16 protein-coding genes are annotated in these 15,700 nt (G+C 75.3%); 9 read left to right on the top strand and 7 right to left on the bottom strand.

Annotation, left to right across the window (positions count from 1 at the left end):
* Nucleotide 1: 1 nt before the first annotated feature.
* From hemC to hemL, 4 genes are read left to right on the top strand one after another with little or no spacing between them, the layout of a single operon-like run.
* A complete protein-coding gene (gene hemC, locus A0J59_RS15100; protein WP_082919073.1) occupies nt 2–1,108 on the top strand; it encodes a hydroxymethylbilane synthase in 1,107 nt (368 codons plus the stop codon).
* Complete coding sequence (locus tag A0J59_RS15105; protein ID WP_064316650.1) at nt 1,105–2,088, top strand: uroporphyrinogen-III synthase; 984 nt, start codon at nt 1,105–1,107, stop codon at nt 2,086–2,088. Before hemC ends, A0J59_RS15105 begins: the two co-directional genes overlap by 4 nt.
* The gene (gene hemB, locus A0J59_RS15110) at nt 2,085–3,119 is read left to right on the top strand and encodes a porphobilinogen synthase (RefSeq protein ID WP_064316651.1); all 1,035 of its coding nucleotides are present in this window, start codon (nt 2,085–2,087) and stop codon (nt 3,117–3,119) included. Before A0J59_RS15105 ends, hemB begins: the two co-directional genes overlap by 4 nt.
* Complete coding sequence (hemL, locus tag A0J59_RS15115; RefSeq protein WP_082919074.1) at nt 3,116–4,531, top strand: glutamate-1-semialdehyde 2,1-aminomutase; 1,416 nt, start codon at nt 3,116–3,118, stop codon at nt 4,529–4,531. The genes hemB and hemL overlap by 4 nt, the downstream gene beginning before the upstream one ends.
* Nucleotides 4,532–4,678: 147 nt before the next feature.
* Here the strand turns inward: hemL and A0J59_RS15120 are convergent, their stop codons facing one another.
* From A0J59_RS15120 to A0J59_RS15130, 3 genes are all read right to left on the bottom strand, one after another.
* Entirely contained in the window at nt 4,679–5,272 is a 594-nt protein-coding gene (locus A0J59_RS15120; protein WP_064316652.1) for an HdeD family acid-resistance protein, read from the bottom strand.
* Nucleotides 5,273–5,411: 139 nt separating this feature from the next.
* Nucleotides 5,412–6,512, bottom strand: coding sequence for a DUF2330 domain-containing protein (locus A0J59_RS15125; RefSeq protein ID WP_047231822.1), 1,101 nt, complete (start codon nt 6,510–6,512; stop codon nt 5,412–5,414).
* Between the two features lie 132 nt (nt 6,513–6,644).
* The gene (locus A0J59_RS15130; protein WP_064316653.1) at nt 6,645–7,127 is read right to left on the bottom strand and encodes a hypothetical protein; all 483 of its coding nucleotides are present in this window, start codon (nt 7,125–7,127) and stop codon (nt 6,645–6,647) included.
* A gap of 238 nt (nt 7,128–7,365) precedes the next feature.
* Between A0J59_RS15130 and A0J59_RS15135 the strand changes: the two genes are divergently transcribed.
* The 3 genes from A0J59_RS15135 (at nt 7,366) to A0J59_RS15145 (ending at nt 11,148) form a co-directional block, all read left to right on the top strand.
* Nucleotides 7,366–7,704 carry a metal-sensitive transcriptional regulator gene (locus tag A0J59_RS15135; protein ID WP_064316654.1) on the top strand — a complete coding sequence of 113 codons (339 nt, stop codon included), beginning with the start codon at nt 7,366–7,368 and terminating at the stop codon, nt 7,702–7,704.
* Nucleotides 7,705–7,728: 24 nt separating this feature from the next.
* Nucleotides 7,729–8,115, top strand: a complete 387-nt coding sequence (locus tag A0J59_RS15140) for a heavy-metal-associated domain-containing protein (protein WP_082919075.1) — start codon at nt 7,729–7,731, stop codon at nt 8,113–8,115.
* Between the two features lie 213 nt (nt 8,116–8,328).
* On the top strand, nt 8,329–11,148 hold the full coding sequence (locus A0J59_RS15145) for a cation-translocating P-type ATPase (RefSeq protein WP_064316655.1): 2,820 nt from the start codon (nt 8,329–8,331) through the stop codon (nt 11,146–11,148).
* A gap of 147 nt (nt 11,149–11,295) precedes the next feature.
* On the opposite strand, the gene A0J59_RS15150 is transcribed toward A0J59_RS15145, so the two are convergent.
* Genes A0J59_RS15150 through A0J59_RS15165 form a run of 4 tightly spaced genes read right to left on the bottom strand, consistent with a single transcriptional unit; the run spans nt 11,296 to nt 14,117 of the window.
* Nucleotides 11,296–12,087 carry an ABC transporter permease gene (locus tag A0J59_RS15150; protein WP_064316656.1) on the bottom strand — a complete coding sequence of 264 codons (792 nt, stop codon included), beginning with the start codon at nt 12,085–12,087 and terminating at the stop codon, nt 11,296–11,298.
* The gene (locus tag A0J59_RS15155; protein WP_082919076.1) at nt 12,084–13,058 is read right to left on the bottom strand and encodes an ABC transporter ATP-binding protein; all 975 of its coding nucleotides are present in this window, start codon (nt 13,056–13,058) and stop codon (nt 12,084–12,086) included. Before A0J59_RS15155 ends, A0J59_RS15150 begins: the two co-directional genes overlap by 4 nt.
* Nucleotides 13,055–13,360, bottom strand: a complete 306-nt coding sequence (locus A0J59_RS15160; protein WP_047231817.1) for a transcriptional regulator — start codon at nt 13,358–13,360, stop codon at nt 13,055–13,057. The genes A0J59_RS15155 and A0J59_RS15160 overlap by 4 nt, the downstream gene beginning before the upstream one ends.
* Nucleotides 13,353–14,117, bottom strand: coding sequence for a hypothetical protein (locus A0J59_RS15165; protein WP_064316657.1), 765 nt, complete (start codon nt 14,115–14,117; stop codon nt 13,353–13,355). Before A0J59_RS15165 ends, A0J59_RS15160 begins: the two co-directional genes overlap by 8 nt.
* 175 nt (nt 14,118–14,292) lie before the next feature.
* On the opposite strand from A0J59_RS15165, the gene A0J59_RS15170 reads away from it, so the two are divergent.
* The gene (locus tag A0J59_RS15170; protein WP_047231815.1) at nt 14,293–15,243 is read left to right on the top strand and encodes an SPFH domain-containing protein; all 951 of its coding nucleotides are present in this window, start codon (nt 14,293–14,295) and stop codon (nt 15,241–15,243) included.
* The coding region (locus A0J59_RS21845) for a hypothetical protein (protein ID WP_064316658.1) at nt 15,240–15,700 on the top strand (461 nt) is incomplete at its 3' end. The genes A0J59_RS15170 and A0J59_RS21845, both read left to right, overlap by 4 nt.

Consider the following 15,700-nt stretch of genomic DNA (forward strand, 5'->3'; position numbering starts at 1 on the left):
CGTGAGCCCTGCAGGTACCCCTCCCCTCCGCGTGGGCACGCGCGGCAGCGCCCTCGCGACCACCCAGACCGGCCACGTCGCCCGACGCCTCGAGGAGCTGACCGGCCGGGACGTCGAGATCGTGCGCATCCGCACCGACGGCGACGTCCTCACCGGGTCGCTCGCCCAGATGGGCGGCACCGGCGTGTTCGTCACCGCGCTGCGCGAGGCGCTGCTCGACGGCCGTTGCGACGTCGCGGTCCACTCGCTCAAGGACCTGCCGACGGAGCCCGCCCCCGGTCTGACCGTGGTGACGCCGGAGCGCGAGAACCCCCGCGACGTGCTGTGCGCGCGCGGCGGCCTCACCATCGCGACGCTCCCGCGCGGGGCCCGCGTCGGCACCGGGTCGCCGCGCCGAGCCGCGCAGCTCCGCTCCGTGCGGCCCGACCTCGACGTCGTGGACATCCGCGGCAACGTCGACACCCGTCTGGCGCGCGCGCTCGGCCCGGACGCCGACCTCGACGCCGTCGTGCTCGCGTACGCGGGACTCGCGCGGCTCGGCCGGCTCGACGCGGTGTCCGAGGTCGTCGACACCGCGATCATGGCGCCCGCCGCCGGGCAGGGCGCGCTCGCGGTGGAGGTCCGTACGTCGTCGCTCGACGACCCCGTGCTCGCGCGCGCCCTGCACGACCTCGACCACGAGCCGACGCGTCTCGCCGTGCTCGCCGAGCGGTCGCTCCTCGCGCGCCTCGAGGCCGGCTGCGCCGCGCCGGTCGGCGCGCACGCCCTGGTCGAGGACGGCGAGATCGTCCTGACGGCCGTCGTCGCCCGGGTCGACGGCGTCGAGCAGCTCACGCACTCGGGCCGCGCCACCGTCCCGGTCGGCGCGTCGTCCCAGGATGCACGGGACGACGCCGCCCGCGGGCTCGGCGTGCGCGTCGCCGACGCGCTCCTCGCCGACGGCGCCGCGCGCCTCGCCCCGCTCCGCGAGACCGGGGCCGGTGCCGGGTCGGCCGGGTCGGCGACGGGAACCGCCCCGGCCGCCGATGCCGCCCCGTCGCCGGACCGCGCCGTCGAGACCGCACGCGAGCAGCTCCGCGACGGCGGCTACCGCGGCGAGGCGGAATGACGCCCGGCCCCCTGCGCGACCCGTCGCGCGGCCCCGCGCCCGTCGTGCCGCCCCCGCCCGCGCGGACGAGCCCGCGCGGTGACGCCCAGGCCGCCGACCCGGCGTCGAGCACGCACGCCGCGCGCACACCGCTCGCCGGCCGCACGGTCCTCGTCCCGCGCGCGCCCGAGCGCGCCGCCGGGCTCGCGGCGACGCTCCGCGACGCCGGCGCGCGCGTCCTCGTCAGCCCCGCGATCGAACGCGCCCGGGTCGAGGACGCCGCCCCCGTGGACGGCGCCGTCGCCCGCCTCGCGCACGGCGACTTCGCCTGGGTCGTCGTGACGAGCGTCAACGCGATCGACGAGCTCGTCGCGAGCGCCGCCCGCCAGGGCGTCGACCTGCGCGACGCCGCGCGCCGGTCCCGCTGGGCCGCCGTCGGCCCCGCGACCCGCCGCGCCCTCGAGGCCGTCGGCATCCAGGTCGACCTCGAGCCGACCGAGAACTCGGCCCGCGGCCTCGTCACCGCCTTCGCGGCTCTCCCTCCGGCCGACCAGGGCTCTATCTCGCGAGGTAGAGGCGTGGTTCTGCTCCCGCAGGGGGACCTCGCGGCGCCGACGATGCACGACGGCCTGCACGGCCTCGGGTACGTCCCGCACGTCGTCACCGTCTACCGCACCGTCACGCACGCCCTCGTGCCGGAGGTCGTCACGGCCTGGCGCGCGGGCGAGGTGGACGCCGTCGTGCTGACCTCGGGGAGCGTCGCGCGCGAGGTCGCACGACAGCTCGGCCCGCGCGCCGACGTCGCGGGCGTGGCGATCGGCGACCCGACCGCTCGGGCGGCGCGCGCCGTCGGGCTGCGGCTCGACGCCGTGGCCGAGCGTCCGACCGACCCCGCGCTCGCGGCCGCGCTCACCACCGTCCTGTCGGGCGACCCGGCCGCACCCCAGGCTGCCGACCCGACCGACGCCGCCGACCCGACCGACGAAGGAGACCCCTCGTGACCCACCAGCTTCCCGTCGGCCGCCACCGGCCGCGCCGCCTGCGCACGAGCCCCCGCGTGCGGCGGCTCGTCACCGAGACGCGCGTGCACGCGTCGGACCTCGTGCTCCCCCTGTTCGTCAAGGAAGGCCTCGACGTGCCGCGCCTCATCTCGTCGATGCCGGGCGTCGTGCAGCACACGGAGGCGACGCTCGCGGACGCCGTGCGCGACGCCGCGCGCGCGGGGGTCGGCGGCGTCATGCTGTTCGGCATCCCCGCCGAGCGCGACGCGACCGGCACGCAGGCGGACGCCGCGGACGGGATCCTCCAGCGCGGCATCCGGATCGCGGTCGAGGCGGCGCGCGAGCACGCGGGCGGGGGGCCGGTCGTCATGGCGGACACGTGCCTCGACGAGTTCACCGACCACGGGCACTGCGGCGTGCTGGCCGAGGGCCGAGACGGGAGCGTCGTCGTCGACAACGACGCGACGCTCGACCGCTACGCATCCATGGCCGTGGCACAGGCGCGCGCGGGCGCGGACGTCGTGGCGCCGTCGGGGATGATGGACGGCCAGGTCGGCGTGATCCGGGAGGCGCTGGACGCCGCGGGGTTCGACGACGTGGGCATCCTCGCCTACTCCGCGAAGTACGCGAGCGCGTTCTACGGGCCGTTCCGCGAGGCCGTGGACTCGGCGCTCCAGGGCGACCGCCGCACGTACCAGATGGACGCGGGCAACGCGCGCGAGGGACTGCGCGAGGCCGACCTCGACCTCGCCGAGGGTGCAGACATGGTCATGGTGAAGCCCGCGGGGTCGTACCTGGACGTGCTCGCCGCGGTCGCGGAGATGTCGCCGGTGCCGGTCGCGGCGTACCAGGTGTCGGGCGAGTACGCGATGATCGAGGCCGCCGCGGCGAACGGCTGGATCGACCGGCGCGCCGCCGTCACGGAGTCGGTGCTCGGCATCAAGCGTGCCGGCGCGGACGTGATCCTCACCTACTGGGCGACGGAGCTCGCGGGCTGGCTGGACGAGAACGACGGAAGGACGCGGGCATGACGGACACCGGAGGCTTCGGGACGGCGGAGGCCGTGCAGGCGGAGAACGCGGCGCTGTTCGGCGCGCCGGGCGCGGGCGGGGCGGACAACCACGCCGCGTTCGTGCGCGCGCAGGGCGTGCTGCCGGGCGGCGTGAGCTCGCCGGTCCGCGCGTACGGGTCCGTGGGCGGCGACCCGCGGTTCCTGGCCTCGGCCCGCGGCCCGTACGTCACCGACGTCGCGGGAAGCGAGTACGTGGACCTCGTGTGCTCGTGGGGCCCGGCGCTGCTCGGCCACGCGCACCCGGACGTCGTACGGGCGGTCCAGGAGGCCGCCGCCCGCGGGCTGTCGTTCGGCGCGCCGACGCTCGGCGAGGTCGAGCTCGCGGAGGAGATCCGCCGCCGGGTCCCCGCCGCGGAGCGCGTGCGCCTCGTGTCCACGGGCACCGAGGCCACGATGACCGCGATCCGCCTCGCACGCGGCGTGACCGGGCGCGACGTCGTCGTGAAGTTCGCCGGCTGCTACCACGGGCACGTGGACGCACTGCTCGCGGAGGCGGGGTCGGGCGTCGCGACGCTCGCGCTGCCCGGCTCGGCCGGGGTCACCGAGGCGACGGCGGCCGAGACGCTCGTCCTCCCGTACAACGACCTCGCGGCCGTCGAGGCGGCGTTCGCCGAGCGCGGCTCCGAGATCGCGGCCGTCATCACCGAGGCGTCGCCCGCCAACATGGGTGTCGTCCCGCCCGCGGAGGGCTTCAACGAGGGCCTGCGCCGCATCACGGCCGCGCACGGCGCGCTGCTGATCCTCGACGAGGTGCTCACGGGCTTCCGCGTCGGGCCGAGCGGGTGGTGGGGGCTCGAGAACGCCGTCCTGCGCGGCCAGGGCGCGGACGGCTACACGCCCGACCTGTTCACGTTCGGCAAGGTCGTGGGCGGCGGGATGCCCGTCGCAGCGGTCGGCGGTCCGGCGACCGTCATGGACCAGCTCGCGCCGCTCGGGCCCGTCTACCAGGCGGGCACGCTGTCCGGGAACCCGGTCGCGGTCGCGGCCGGCCTCGCCACGCTGCGCCTCGCCGACGACGCGGTCTACGCGCGCGTGGACGAGGTCGCGGGCGTGCTGTCGTCGGCCGCGGGCTCGGCGCTCGACGCCGCGGGCGTCCCGCACCGCGTGCAGCGCGCGGGGTCGCTCTTCTCGGTGTTCTTCGGCGACCTCGCCGCGAGCGCCGGCGTGCGCGACTACGCGCAGGCCCAGGCGCAGGAGACGTTCCGGTACCGGGCGTTCTTCCACGCGATGCTCGACGCGGGCGTGAGCCTCCCGCCGTCGGTGTTCGAGGCGTGGTTCGTCTCCGCGGCCCACGACGACGCCGCGGTGGCCCGCATCCTCGACGCCTTCCCCGCGGCCGCCCGCGCTGCCGCGGAGGCGACCCCGGCCTGACCGTGCCGGGCGCCCGCCCGCCTGACCCGGAGGGCGCCGAGCACGACATGGGTGTCGTTATCCGGCGGATAACGACACCCATGTCGTGCTCGACTGCGGGGAATCGCGTGGTCGGCCGCGCTCGACCAGCGCGGGTGGCGCCGCGCGTCAGTACGTCGCGGCTTTGCCCGCCTGCCTGCCGAGCGAGCGGATCTGGACGCCGAACGCGATGAGCATGACGCCCCAGAGGATCGCGAAGATCGCGAGGATCCAGACGATCGACACCAGGCCGGCGTTGACGTTGAACAGCACGAGCAGACCGAAGACGAGGCCGAGGATCCCGGCGAAGACACCCCAGCCCCATCCGCTGCCGGGGACCTTGCGCAGGTCGAGGCTCGCGACTGTCTGGAACAGTCCGTAGACGACGGCCCAGAACCCGACGATCCACGTGAGCACGATCGCGGTCTTGCCCGGCCACACGAGCAGCACGATGCCGACGGCGAGGCTGAGGACGCCCATGGTCACGAGGAACGCGGTGCCGCTGCCCGTGCCGCGGCGCCGGATGCCCTCGATGATCTCGACGATGCCGTCGACCACCGCGAAGATGCCGATCACCCAGATGATCACGGCCGCGGTCTTGTCCGGCCACGCGAGCGCGATGATGCCGAAGAGGATGGCGAGCACCCCGCGGAGCACTGGCCAGTACCAGACCTGCTTCGCGGTGCTGGAGAAGGCGGTGAGGATCGGGTCCTGCGTCGTCATGGTCACTCCCCGTGCTAGGTGACGGGCCGGCTCACCGGCGGCCTGGGGCCTGTGTCGCCTCCCGCTTCGCCTCCATGGAACACCCAGAAATCCCGCGTGTCGCGGCGAAGCGCGCGTTTCGCCCGCTCGTGCCGAACGGTCACGCCCGCGCGGGCCGCGGCGCGAGGGCCGGCGCGGGTGCGCGTCGCCGTCGGCCCGACCAGACCACGAGGGCGGCCAGCGCCAGCACCGCCGTGAACGCGAGGACGGGACCGGCGAAGAACGGGCCGATCCGCTTGTCGGCCACGACCGCGAAGGTCGGCGCGTACGCGACGTCGGCCGCGGCCTGCTCGAAGACGAAGTCGGAGACGATCTCCGTCCCCGGGTCGGTGAAGACCTGCTCGTGCGACGTGACGAAGCTGCCGTCGGCGAGGAGCGCGGCGAGCTCGTCCGAGCTCACCGACGCCGGGTCGACGCGCCCCGCGAACCGGACCGTGGGCTCCTGCGCGGCGGCGGTCGCGTCCGTGCGGTCGACCCGGTGGTCGGCCAGCACGTACGTGCGCGTGCTCTGGGTGTCGTCGGCGACGGCGGACATGCGCATGGGGTAGACGAGCGAGCCGCTCGCGAACGAGACGCGCAGGGGCTGCAGCGTCCCGTCGAACGCGGCCGCCTCCTCCGGCGCGAGCCGGGCGGCGACGAACGACCAGCCCTCGCTCACGTACGGCGCCAGGGCGGTCTGGATCGACTCGGGGAGCTGGAACCCCCGCTCCGTGAGCCACGCCCCGAGCGCACCGGCGTCGGTCGCGCCGAGGGTCGTGACGTCGAGCGGGCCGAGCCGGACCTCGTCGAGCACCGCGACGCCCCCGGCGCCCGCCCCGTCGGCGCCCGCGGCGCCGAACCCCAGCTCGGGCCACCACCGGTGGTCGGAGACGACGGCGCGGGGCTGCGTGAGGTCGTCGAGCTCGCGGAAGACCTGCGGGTCGGCGAGCGCGACGTCGGCCGGAGCGGGGGTCGGCAGCAGCAGCCCGACCTCCGGCGCGTTCGACAGCGCATCGAGCTCCAGCAGCATCGTCTCCGTCGTGCCGTCCCACTGGAGCACGGCCGTCTCCCGCGAGACCGACGTGTCGTACGCGGGTCCGTCGACGAGCCCGCCGCACGCGCACGCGACGGCGGGCGGCGCCGCGACCACCGCCCCGCCCGCCAGCGCGAGCGCGACGACCGTCGCGCGGACCGCCCGTCCTGCCCCGGTTCCCCTGCCCATGCTTGGGAGGCTAGGGGCGTGCCAGCGGCCTCGCGCGCCGAGTTCCGAATCGTGATGGGGCCGTGACAGCACCGTGACCGGGGCTGCTCCGACCGGGCCGCGGGCCGCCGTCGGGCAGGGCCGCGCAGCCCGTCAGGCGACGGCCGCGCTCACGCCGAGGTGCACGACGACGCCGAGCACGACGGCCCAGGCCGTCACCGCGGCGACCCCCCACGCGAAGACGCGGGTGCGTGGCGCGCCGAACCCGACCATCGCTGCTGCGGTGACGTGGCTCGGCAGGAGGAGGGGCCCCAGGAGGCTCACGCCCGGCACGCCGTAGCGGTCGAACACCTGGCGCATCCGCTGTCGCTTGGGCGACTTCTCGACCGCCCGCCCGCGCGTGACGCCCGAACGCGCGGCGCCGATGAGCCAGACGACGACCGCCAGGGCGATCGCGTTGCCCACCACGGCGGCGAGGATCGCGACGACGGGGTTGACCCCGGCCACGACCCCCAGGACCGCCGCCCCCTCGGCCTCGACGTACGGGATCGCGCCCGCGAGGAGGACTCCGACCCAGCGCAGCAGGGGCGGAAGGCCCTGGGTGAGCTCCTGGAGCCCGGTGACGATGTCGGTCATGGTGCGCCTCTCGTAGTGGGTGCCTCCAGCCTCCCGGCGGTGCGGGGCCGTCGACAGTGCGCCCGCTCACCGCGGGAGGTGGACCCGTCACCGCGCGGCCATGACACGTGTCACGACGGCCGTCGTCGGGCGAGGACGAGCGACTTACCCATGGGGGGTATCTATCGGCTACCCTGGTGGGGTATAGGACGAGGATCGACCCGCGGTCGCGGCACCGCGCCTGGACGAGGAGGAGAGCATGACCGACACCACCGAGGCCCCGGCCGTCGAGCACGAGCACACGGGCCACACCGGTCCGCACGGCTACGCGTCCGACAAGGAGGCGTACCTCAAGCGCATGCGCCGCATCGAGGGCCAGGTGCGCGGGATCGCCCGCATGATCGACGAGGACGTCTACTGCATCGACATCCTCACGCAGGTCTCCGCCGTCACGAAGGCGCTCCAGGCCGTGAGCATCGGCCTCGTCGAGGACCACCTCGGCCACTGCGTCGTCGACGCGGCCCGCCAGTCCGAGCAGGAGGGCGCGGCCAAGGTCAAGGAGGCCGCCGACGCCATCGCCCGCCTCGTCCGCAGCTGACCCACCCCACCACCGAGGAGCACCATGAGCACCGTCACCACCCTGGGCGTCACCGGCATGACCTGCGGCAACTGCGTCGCGCACGTCACCAAGGACCTCGAGGCCGTCGCCTGCGTCGAGAACGTGAGCGTCGAGCTGCGCGTCGGCGGCGCGTCCGAGGTCACGGTCTTCTCCGACGACCCGCTCGACGAGGCCGCGCTGCGCGAGGCCGTGGACGAGGCCGGCTACGAGGTCGCCTCGCTCGAGGTCCAGGAGGACGCGCTGGCCGCTCAGTACGCCGAGCAGGCCGCCGAGAAGCAGGAGGCGCATTCGTGCGCGTGCGGCTGCGGCACCGCGCCGAGCACGTCCACGGGCGACGCGGCCACTCCGGCGACGAAGACCTACGACCTCCAGGTCCCGCCGCGCGCCTGACCGATCCCACCCCCGGTGCCCGACGCCGGAGCTCGCCTCGCCCGCGCAAGGTGGCCTCCGCCGTCGGGCACCACCCCACGGGCCGACCGTCGCCACCGCGACGCGCGCCCCGCGCCGCCCGTCCGCACCAGCACGGGCGCGCACGCCGCGACGTCCGCCATCCCGGACCGCCGTCGTGACCTCCACCCGAGCACCCGTCGAGGAGTCACCCGCATGACCGCCCAGCCCACGCCCACCCCGACGGCCGCCGCCCCGCCGGGTGACGTCGCCGGCCGACCGTTCGCCGAGGTCGACCTCGCGATCGAGGGCATGACCTGCGCGTCCTGCGTCGCGCGCGTCGAGAAGCGGCTCAACCGCGTCGACGGCGTCACCGCCACCGTCAACCTCCCGCTCGAGAGCGCGCACGTCGTCCTCGCGTCCGACGTCACCGACGCCGACCTCGTCGCCGCGGTCGAGAAGGCCGGCTACACCGCCCGCGTCACCACCCGCCGCGACCACGCCCCCACCGACCAGGGCTCTACCTCGCGTGACCAGGGTTCTACCTCGGTGGACCACGGTTCTCCCTCGGCCGACCGAGGGGAGACGGCCGCAGAACCGACCGAGCAGCCGTCGACCCCGCAGGCCACGCGCGAGGGTGAGACGGCCGCCGAGGCGGCGGGGTGGCCGGAGGATGCGAAGGGCGTGGCGGGCCTGGCGGGAGGAGCCCGAGGAACGAGGGCTCCGGACGGTAGCCCGAGCACCTCCGGCCACCCCGCCGCCGGACCCGACCCGGGTCCGCGCGACCGAGGCGCCGTGCTGCTGCAGCGCCTGCGCGTCGCGGCGGTGCTGACGGTGCCGGTGGTCGCGGTCTCGATGATCCCCGCGCTCCAGCTCACGGGATGGCAGTGGGTCGTCGCGGCGCTCGCGCTGCCGGTCGTCACGTGGGGCGCGTGGCCGTTCCACACGGCGGCGTTCCGCGCGGCGCGGCACGGGGCGTCGACGATGGACACGCTCGTCTCGCTCGGGGTGGTCGCGGCGACGCTGTGGTCACTGTGGGCTCTCTTGCTCGGCGGCGCGGGAGAGCTGGGGATGCGGATGCAGCCGACGCTCGTCCCGTCCCGCGACACGATGGGGCCACCCGAGCTGTACTTCGAGGTCGCGGCCGTCGTCACGACGTTCCTCCTCGCCGGCCGGTACGCGGAGCACCGGTCGAAGCGGCGCGCGGGCGACGCGCTGCGGTCGCTGCTCGAGCTGGGCGCGAAGGACGCGGAGCGCGTGGCGCTCGGGCCGGACGGCTCTCCCCGCACGGGTGCCGACGGCGCACGGGTCACCGAGCGCGTCCCGGTCGCGGACCTCGCGGTGGGCGACGTGTTCGTCGTGCGGCCGGGCGAGAAGGTCGCGACGGACGGCGTGGTGCTGGAGGGGTCGAGCGCGGTCGACACGTCGCTGCTCACGGGCGAGCCGGTGCCGGTGGACGTCGGGCCGGGCGACGACGTGACGGGCGCGACGGTCAACGCGGCGGGCGCGCTGCTGGTCCGCGCGACGCGCGTGGGCGAGGAGACGACGCTCGCGCAGATCGGGCGGCTCGTCACGCAGGCGCAGACGGGCAAGGCGCCGGTGCAGCGGCTCGCGGACCGGATCTCGGCGGTGTTCGTGCCGGTCGTGCTGGTGCTCGCGGTCGCGACGTTCGTCGGCTGGCTGCTCGCCGGGGCGGGCACGCAGTTCGCGTTCACGGCCGCCGTCGCGGTGCTCATCATCGCGTGCCCGTGCGCCCTGGGCCTGGCGACGCCGACGGCCCTGCTCGTCGGCACGGGCCGCGGCGCGCAGCTCGGCGTGCTCATCAAGGGACCGGAGATCCTGGAGTCGACGCGGCGCGTGGACACGGTCGTGCTCGACAAGACCGGCACGGTCACCCAGGGGGCGATGGCGCTCGAGGCGGTCGTGACGCCGTCGGGCACCGTGCCGCTCGACGCGCTGTCAGCCGACGGCCGCGCCCCGGCGCGACGAGATGCTGACAGGTCGCGCCAGGACGCCGACGACGCGCGCGACGCCCTGCGGCACGCCGCTGCGGTCGAGACCCTGAGCGAGCACCCCATAGCGCGCGCGATCGCGGCAGCGGCCCGCGACCTGGCGGCGCCGAGGACCGTCTCGGTGCCGCCCGTCCCCGAGACGCAGGACGCGACGAGCGCAGTGCCGACGCCCCAGGACGCCGGCGCGAGCCCGGGCGTAGGGGCCGACGGCGTCGTGATCGGCTCGCTCCAGGCGTTCGACTTCCGCAGCGCCCCGGGCGGCGGGGTCGAGGCCGTCGTCCGCACCGCGCACTCCGGCCTCTCGCTCGGCGCCGTCGGAGGGCTCACCGCGCGGCGCGTGCTCGTCGGGCAGCCGTCGTGGCTCGCGCGCGAGGGTGTCGCGAGCGACCCCGCGCTCGACGACGCGTTCGCCACCGCCGAGGCGACGGGGGCGAGCGCCGTCGTCGTCGCGTGGGACGGCCGGGCGCGCGCGGTGCTCGTGCTGCGCGACCCGGTGAAGCCGACGTCGGCCGAGGCCGTCGCCGAGCTGAAGGACCTGGGCCTGCGGCCCTACCTGCTCACGGGCGACGGCGAGGGCGCGGCGCGGGAGGCGGCGCGGGCCGTCGGGATCGCGGAGACGGACGTCGTCGCGCGCGTGCTCCCCGACCAGAAGGTCGACGTCGTCGCGCGGCTCCAGCGCGAAGGGCGCGTCGTCGCGATGGTCGGTGACGGCGTGAACGACGCCGCCGCGCTGGCGACGGCGGACCTCGGGCTCGCGATGGGGACCGGGACGGACGTCGCGATCGAGGCGAGCGACCTCACGCTCGTCCGCGGCGACCTGCGCAGCGCCGCGACGGCGATCCGGCTCTCGCGCCGGACGCTGCGGATCATCCAGCAGAACCTGTTCTGGGCGTTCGCGTACAACGTCGCGGCGATCCCGCTCGCGGCGGCGGGCCTGCTCAACCCGATGATCGCGGGCGCCGCGATGGCCGCCAGCTCGGTCCTCGTCGTCGGGAACTCGCTCCGCCTGCGCCGCGCGGACTGACCTACGACCTACCTCACGCGGCCCCGGCCTCACCGGGTGCCGAGCACGACCCCACCCGCCGCCGAACACGACCTGAGCGTCGCTATCCCGGGGATAACGACCCTCATGTCGTGTTCGGCGCCTTGCGGGGGGCGAGCTGGGGCCGGCTCAGCGGAAGCGGCGGCCCTCGTCGCGGCGGTAGGCGCCGACGGCGAGGGCGGCGAAGAGGACCGTCCAGCCGAGGAGCACGAACCACGCGCCCGCGTACGCCGGCTCGCCCGTGAGGGCCTGGACGAGCAGGTCACGGCCCGCGCGCGTCGGCGTGGCCATCGAGATCGCGTCCAGCCAGTCCGGGAAGAGGAACGGCGGGAGGAACAGGCCGCCGGCGAACGCGAGCGGGAAGAGGATCACCTGCACGACCGGCAGCGCGGCCTTCGCGGACAGCGAGTAGCCGATCGCCATGCCGAGCAGCACGAACGGCACGGACACGAGCAGCACCGTCCCGACGCCCGCGAGGAGCTGGCCCCACGTCACGCTCGCGTCGGTGAACAACCAGCCGATGAGGATGAGCGGCACGAGGCCGAACAGCGAGAAGATCCCGCCGTTGAGCACGCGCGCCGCCATGCGCGGCGCAGGGCCTGCCGGGAGCGAGCGCACGAACGGGTCGAACGGGAGCTGCCGGTCCTCCGCGACGCCGAGCCCGTAGGTGAACAGGCTCGCCGAGCAGATCGCGAACAGGCCGAGCGACGCGACGGCCGTGGTCGCGGCGACGGGGTTCTGCGCGACCTCCTTCTGCGGCACGACGAAGAAGAACATCGCGAGCGCGGGGAACAGCAGGTTGCCCAGCACCGCGACGGGCACGCGCACCGTCTCGAGGAACTGGTACTTGAGGTGCAGCCAGGTGAGGCGCAGCGGCCCGGGGAGGGCGGCGGCGCCGCCGGGGATCGTCGTGGTGGTCATCGGGCCCGTGCCTCCGTCGTCGGGGTCGCGTCGCGCGCGACCATCTGCTCGAACGCCTCCTCGAGGCTCGCGCCCCGGATCTCGAGGTCGTGGAAGTCCACGCCCGAGGTGACGAGCTCACGCACGAGCGCGTCGGCGTCGGGCGTGTAGAGCTCCTGGCGGCCGTCGCCGAGGCGGTCGGAACGCACGACGCCGGGCCGACCCGCCAGGTCGGACGCCGACCCGACGACGACCCGCCGCAGCGACACGCGGCGCAGGATCGCGTCGAGCGAGTCGTCCGCCTTGACCACGCCCTGGTCGATGACGACGACCCGCTGCGCGAGCGCCTGCACCTCCTCGAGGTAGTGGCTCGTCAGGAGGACGGTGCCGCCGCCCGCGTGGTACGCGCGGATCGCGTCCCACAGGGCCTGGCGGGCGCTCACGTCGAGTCCGGTCGTCGGCTCGTCGAGCAGGACGACGCGCGGCCGGCCCACGAGGGACAGCGCCACGGCGAGGCGGCGCTTCTGTCCGCCGGACATCGCGCCCGTCTGACGACCCGCGAGCTCGGTGAGGCCGAACTGGTCGAGCAGCGCCGCCGTCGGGACGGGGTCCGGGTAGTGGCCGGCGACGAAGTCGACGACCTCGCGCACCTTGAGCGTCGCCGGCAGGCCGGTCTCCTGCGGCGTGAGGCCGAGCCCGGCGCGGCTGCGCGCGTCGCGCGGGTCGCCGCCGAGCAGGCGGACCGTCCCGGCGTCGGGTCGGCGCTGCCCGCTGACCAGGGACAGCAGGGTCGACTTGCCGGCGCCGTTGGGGCCCAGCAGGCCGACGAGCTCGCCCGCCCCCACGGTCAGGGAGACGTCGTCGAGCGCGACGACCGTGCCGAAGCGCCGGGTCACGTGGTCGACGGCGACGACCGGTCGGGCGGGATCGGTCGCCGACGGCGCGGGGTCGGGCCGGGTGGCCCGGGTGGGGCTCGTGCGCTGGGCACTCATGCTCCAGCTCCTCTCAGGAGGGTGTTCAGTGCGGCGGTGTAGTCCTCGAAGGCCACGCGGCCGCGGGTCGTGAGGGCGAGGTAGGTCGCGGGCGTGCGACCCTCGTGCGTCTTGGTGACGCGGACGTAGCCCGCGTCCTCGAGCTTGCGCAGGTGGGTGGAGAGGTTCCCCGCCGTCATCCCCAGCAGCTTCTGGAGCTTGGGGAAGGACAGCTCGTCCCCGCTCGCGAGGGCCGCGAGCGTCGCGACGACGCGCAGGCGCGCGGGCGCGTGGATGACGGGGTCGAGCTCCGTCTCAGGCATCGACCGTCCCCCTCCCCCCGGCGGGCGTCGGGCCGGACGCGGGGCGACGCCGTCGTACGCGCAGGACGTGCTCGACCCCGGCCATCACGAGGAACCCGCCGCCCCCCGCGAGCGCCATGACCAGGTACGTGAACGGCAGCCCCGCGAAGGTCGCCCCGGCGGCGGTGACGAGGATCCACACCCCGAGGACGAACAGCCCGCGGGAGTCGAACGCGACGGCGCCGCCGAGGTACAGGAGACCGACGACGATGCAGGCGAACGCGTTGCTCGCGAGAGCCATGACCTCCGTGGAAGCGCCCGCGCGGGCGAGCCCGCCGAGCACGAACCCGTAGCAGACGAAGCCGAGCATCCACGACCACCCGTACATGGCCCCGGTCCGGGCGCTGACGCCGCGGGTCCCGGCGGTGCGCGTGACGCTGTGGACGATCGTGAAGACGGTCGCGGCCGCGATGAGGCTGAAGAAGACCCAGAAGGCCCAGGGCTCCGGCTGGGCGCCGACCACCTGTCCGGCCCCCGACCGGAGCCGCACGACGTCCGCGCCGTCGGCGACGCGCACGGCGCTGACCCACAGGCACAGGTACCCGACGAGCCACGCGAGCCCCCACGCGAGGCACAGCAGCCGCGTGTCGGGCTCGGTCGCGTCGCGCGCGTGGGCCTGCTGCTCGCGGATCACGCGGAGCGTCTCCGCGACGTCGAGCGCGCGCTCTCCCGGCTCGTCCGTCCCGGCGCGGTCGGCGCCGGCGTCGTCGGTCGTCATGGTCGTCTCCGTTGATCGAGAAACTACTTTGCACTGCAAACCTGTTTGCAGGATGTCACGGGACCGACGCAGCGCGCAACCACCCGCGGCCCCGCGGTTTCCTCGGCCCTCGGTAATGTGATATCACTTTGCTATACACCAGCGCGGCGATCAGCCGCAGGAGAGGACGGGCCCCGTGACCGAGAGCGCAGCACCCCCGCAGGAGTCCGTCGGCGGCGAGCCGACCGGCCGTCCCGTCGGCCACGACGGCACGCGCGTCGACGTCACCGAGCAGCCCGCGTGGTCGCTCGGCGCGGGCGGCGGCGGCCTGGTGATCCTGCTCGTCCTCGTGCTCCTCGGCGGCTCGATCCCGCTGTTCGCGACCGCGACCCCGGTGGGCGCCGTGCTCGGCGTCGTCGCGATCCTGCTCGGCCTCTTCCTGCTCACGATGGTCAAGGTCATCAACCCCGGGCAGACGCTCGTCGTCCAGTTCTTCGGCCGGTACCTCGGGACCATCCGGCGCACCGGGCTCGTCGCGACGGTGCCGTTCTCGACGCGCAAGCGCGTGTCGGTCCGCGTGCGCAACTTCGAGACGAGCGAGCTCAAGGTCAACGACGCCGACGGCAACCCGATCAACATCGCCGCGATCGTCGTCTGGCAGGTCGCGGACACCGCGAAGGCGAGCTTCGCGGTCGAGGACTACACCGACTTCGTCCGCGTCCAGGCGGAGTCGGCGCTGCGCCACGTCGCGATGTCGCACCCCTACGACGACGCCGAGGCGGGCGAGCAGTCGCTGCGCGGGGCCACCGAGGTCGTGTCCGCGGAGATCGCCACCGAGGTCGCGGCGCGCGTGGTCGTCGCGGGCGTCGAGGTCATCGAGGCCCGCATCTCCAACCTCGCCTACGCGCCCGAGATCGCCCAGGCGATGCTCCAGCGCCAGCAGGCGGGCGCGATCATCGCGGCGCGGTCGCGCATCGTCGAGGGCGCGGTGTCCATGGTCGAGGACGCGCTCTCGCGCCTCGAGGCCGAGGACATCGTCACGCTCGACGACGAGCGCCGCGCGACCATGGTCTCCAACCTCCTCGTGGTGCTCTGCGGCGACAGCCGCGTGACGCCCGTCGTCAACACGGGGTCGCTCTACCAGTGACCCCCCGCAGCCCGGCCGTGCCCGGCGACGGCGAGCAGCCGTCGTCGGGCAGCGGCGTGCCCGCGGACGACCCGCGCGTCGTGCCGGAGGGTGACGCGTCCACGGGGGGCGAGCCGCCGACGTCGGGCACGGGCCGGGCGCAGCGCGCGCAGCGCAAGTCCGTGCTCCTGCGCCTCGACCCCGCCGTCCACGACGCGCTCGCGCGCTGGGCCGGAGACGACCTGCGCAGCGTCAACGCGCAGATCGAGATGCTGCTGCGCCGCGCGCTCGACGACGCCGGCCGCCTCCCCCGCGACGTCCGCCCGCCCCGCGGCCCGGGCCGCCCGCGCACGCGCGTGCCGTCGTGGCCGACGGGACGGCCGGTCGGCTCGCCGCCGACGGACTCCTGCGGGGGTGCTGCGCTCTCGGTCACGGGGCCCGCGGGGGTGCTGCGCTCTCGGTCACGGGGCCCGTCCTC

It is taken from the genome of Cellulosimicrobium sp. I38E (assembly GCF_001647255.1).
In the GTDB taxonomy this organism is placed as follows: domain Bacteria; phylum Actinomycetota; class Actinomycetes; order Actinomycetales; family Cellulomonadaceae; genus Cellulosimicrobium; species Cellulosimicrobium cellulans_E.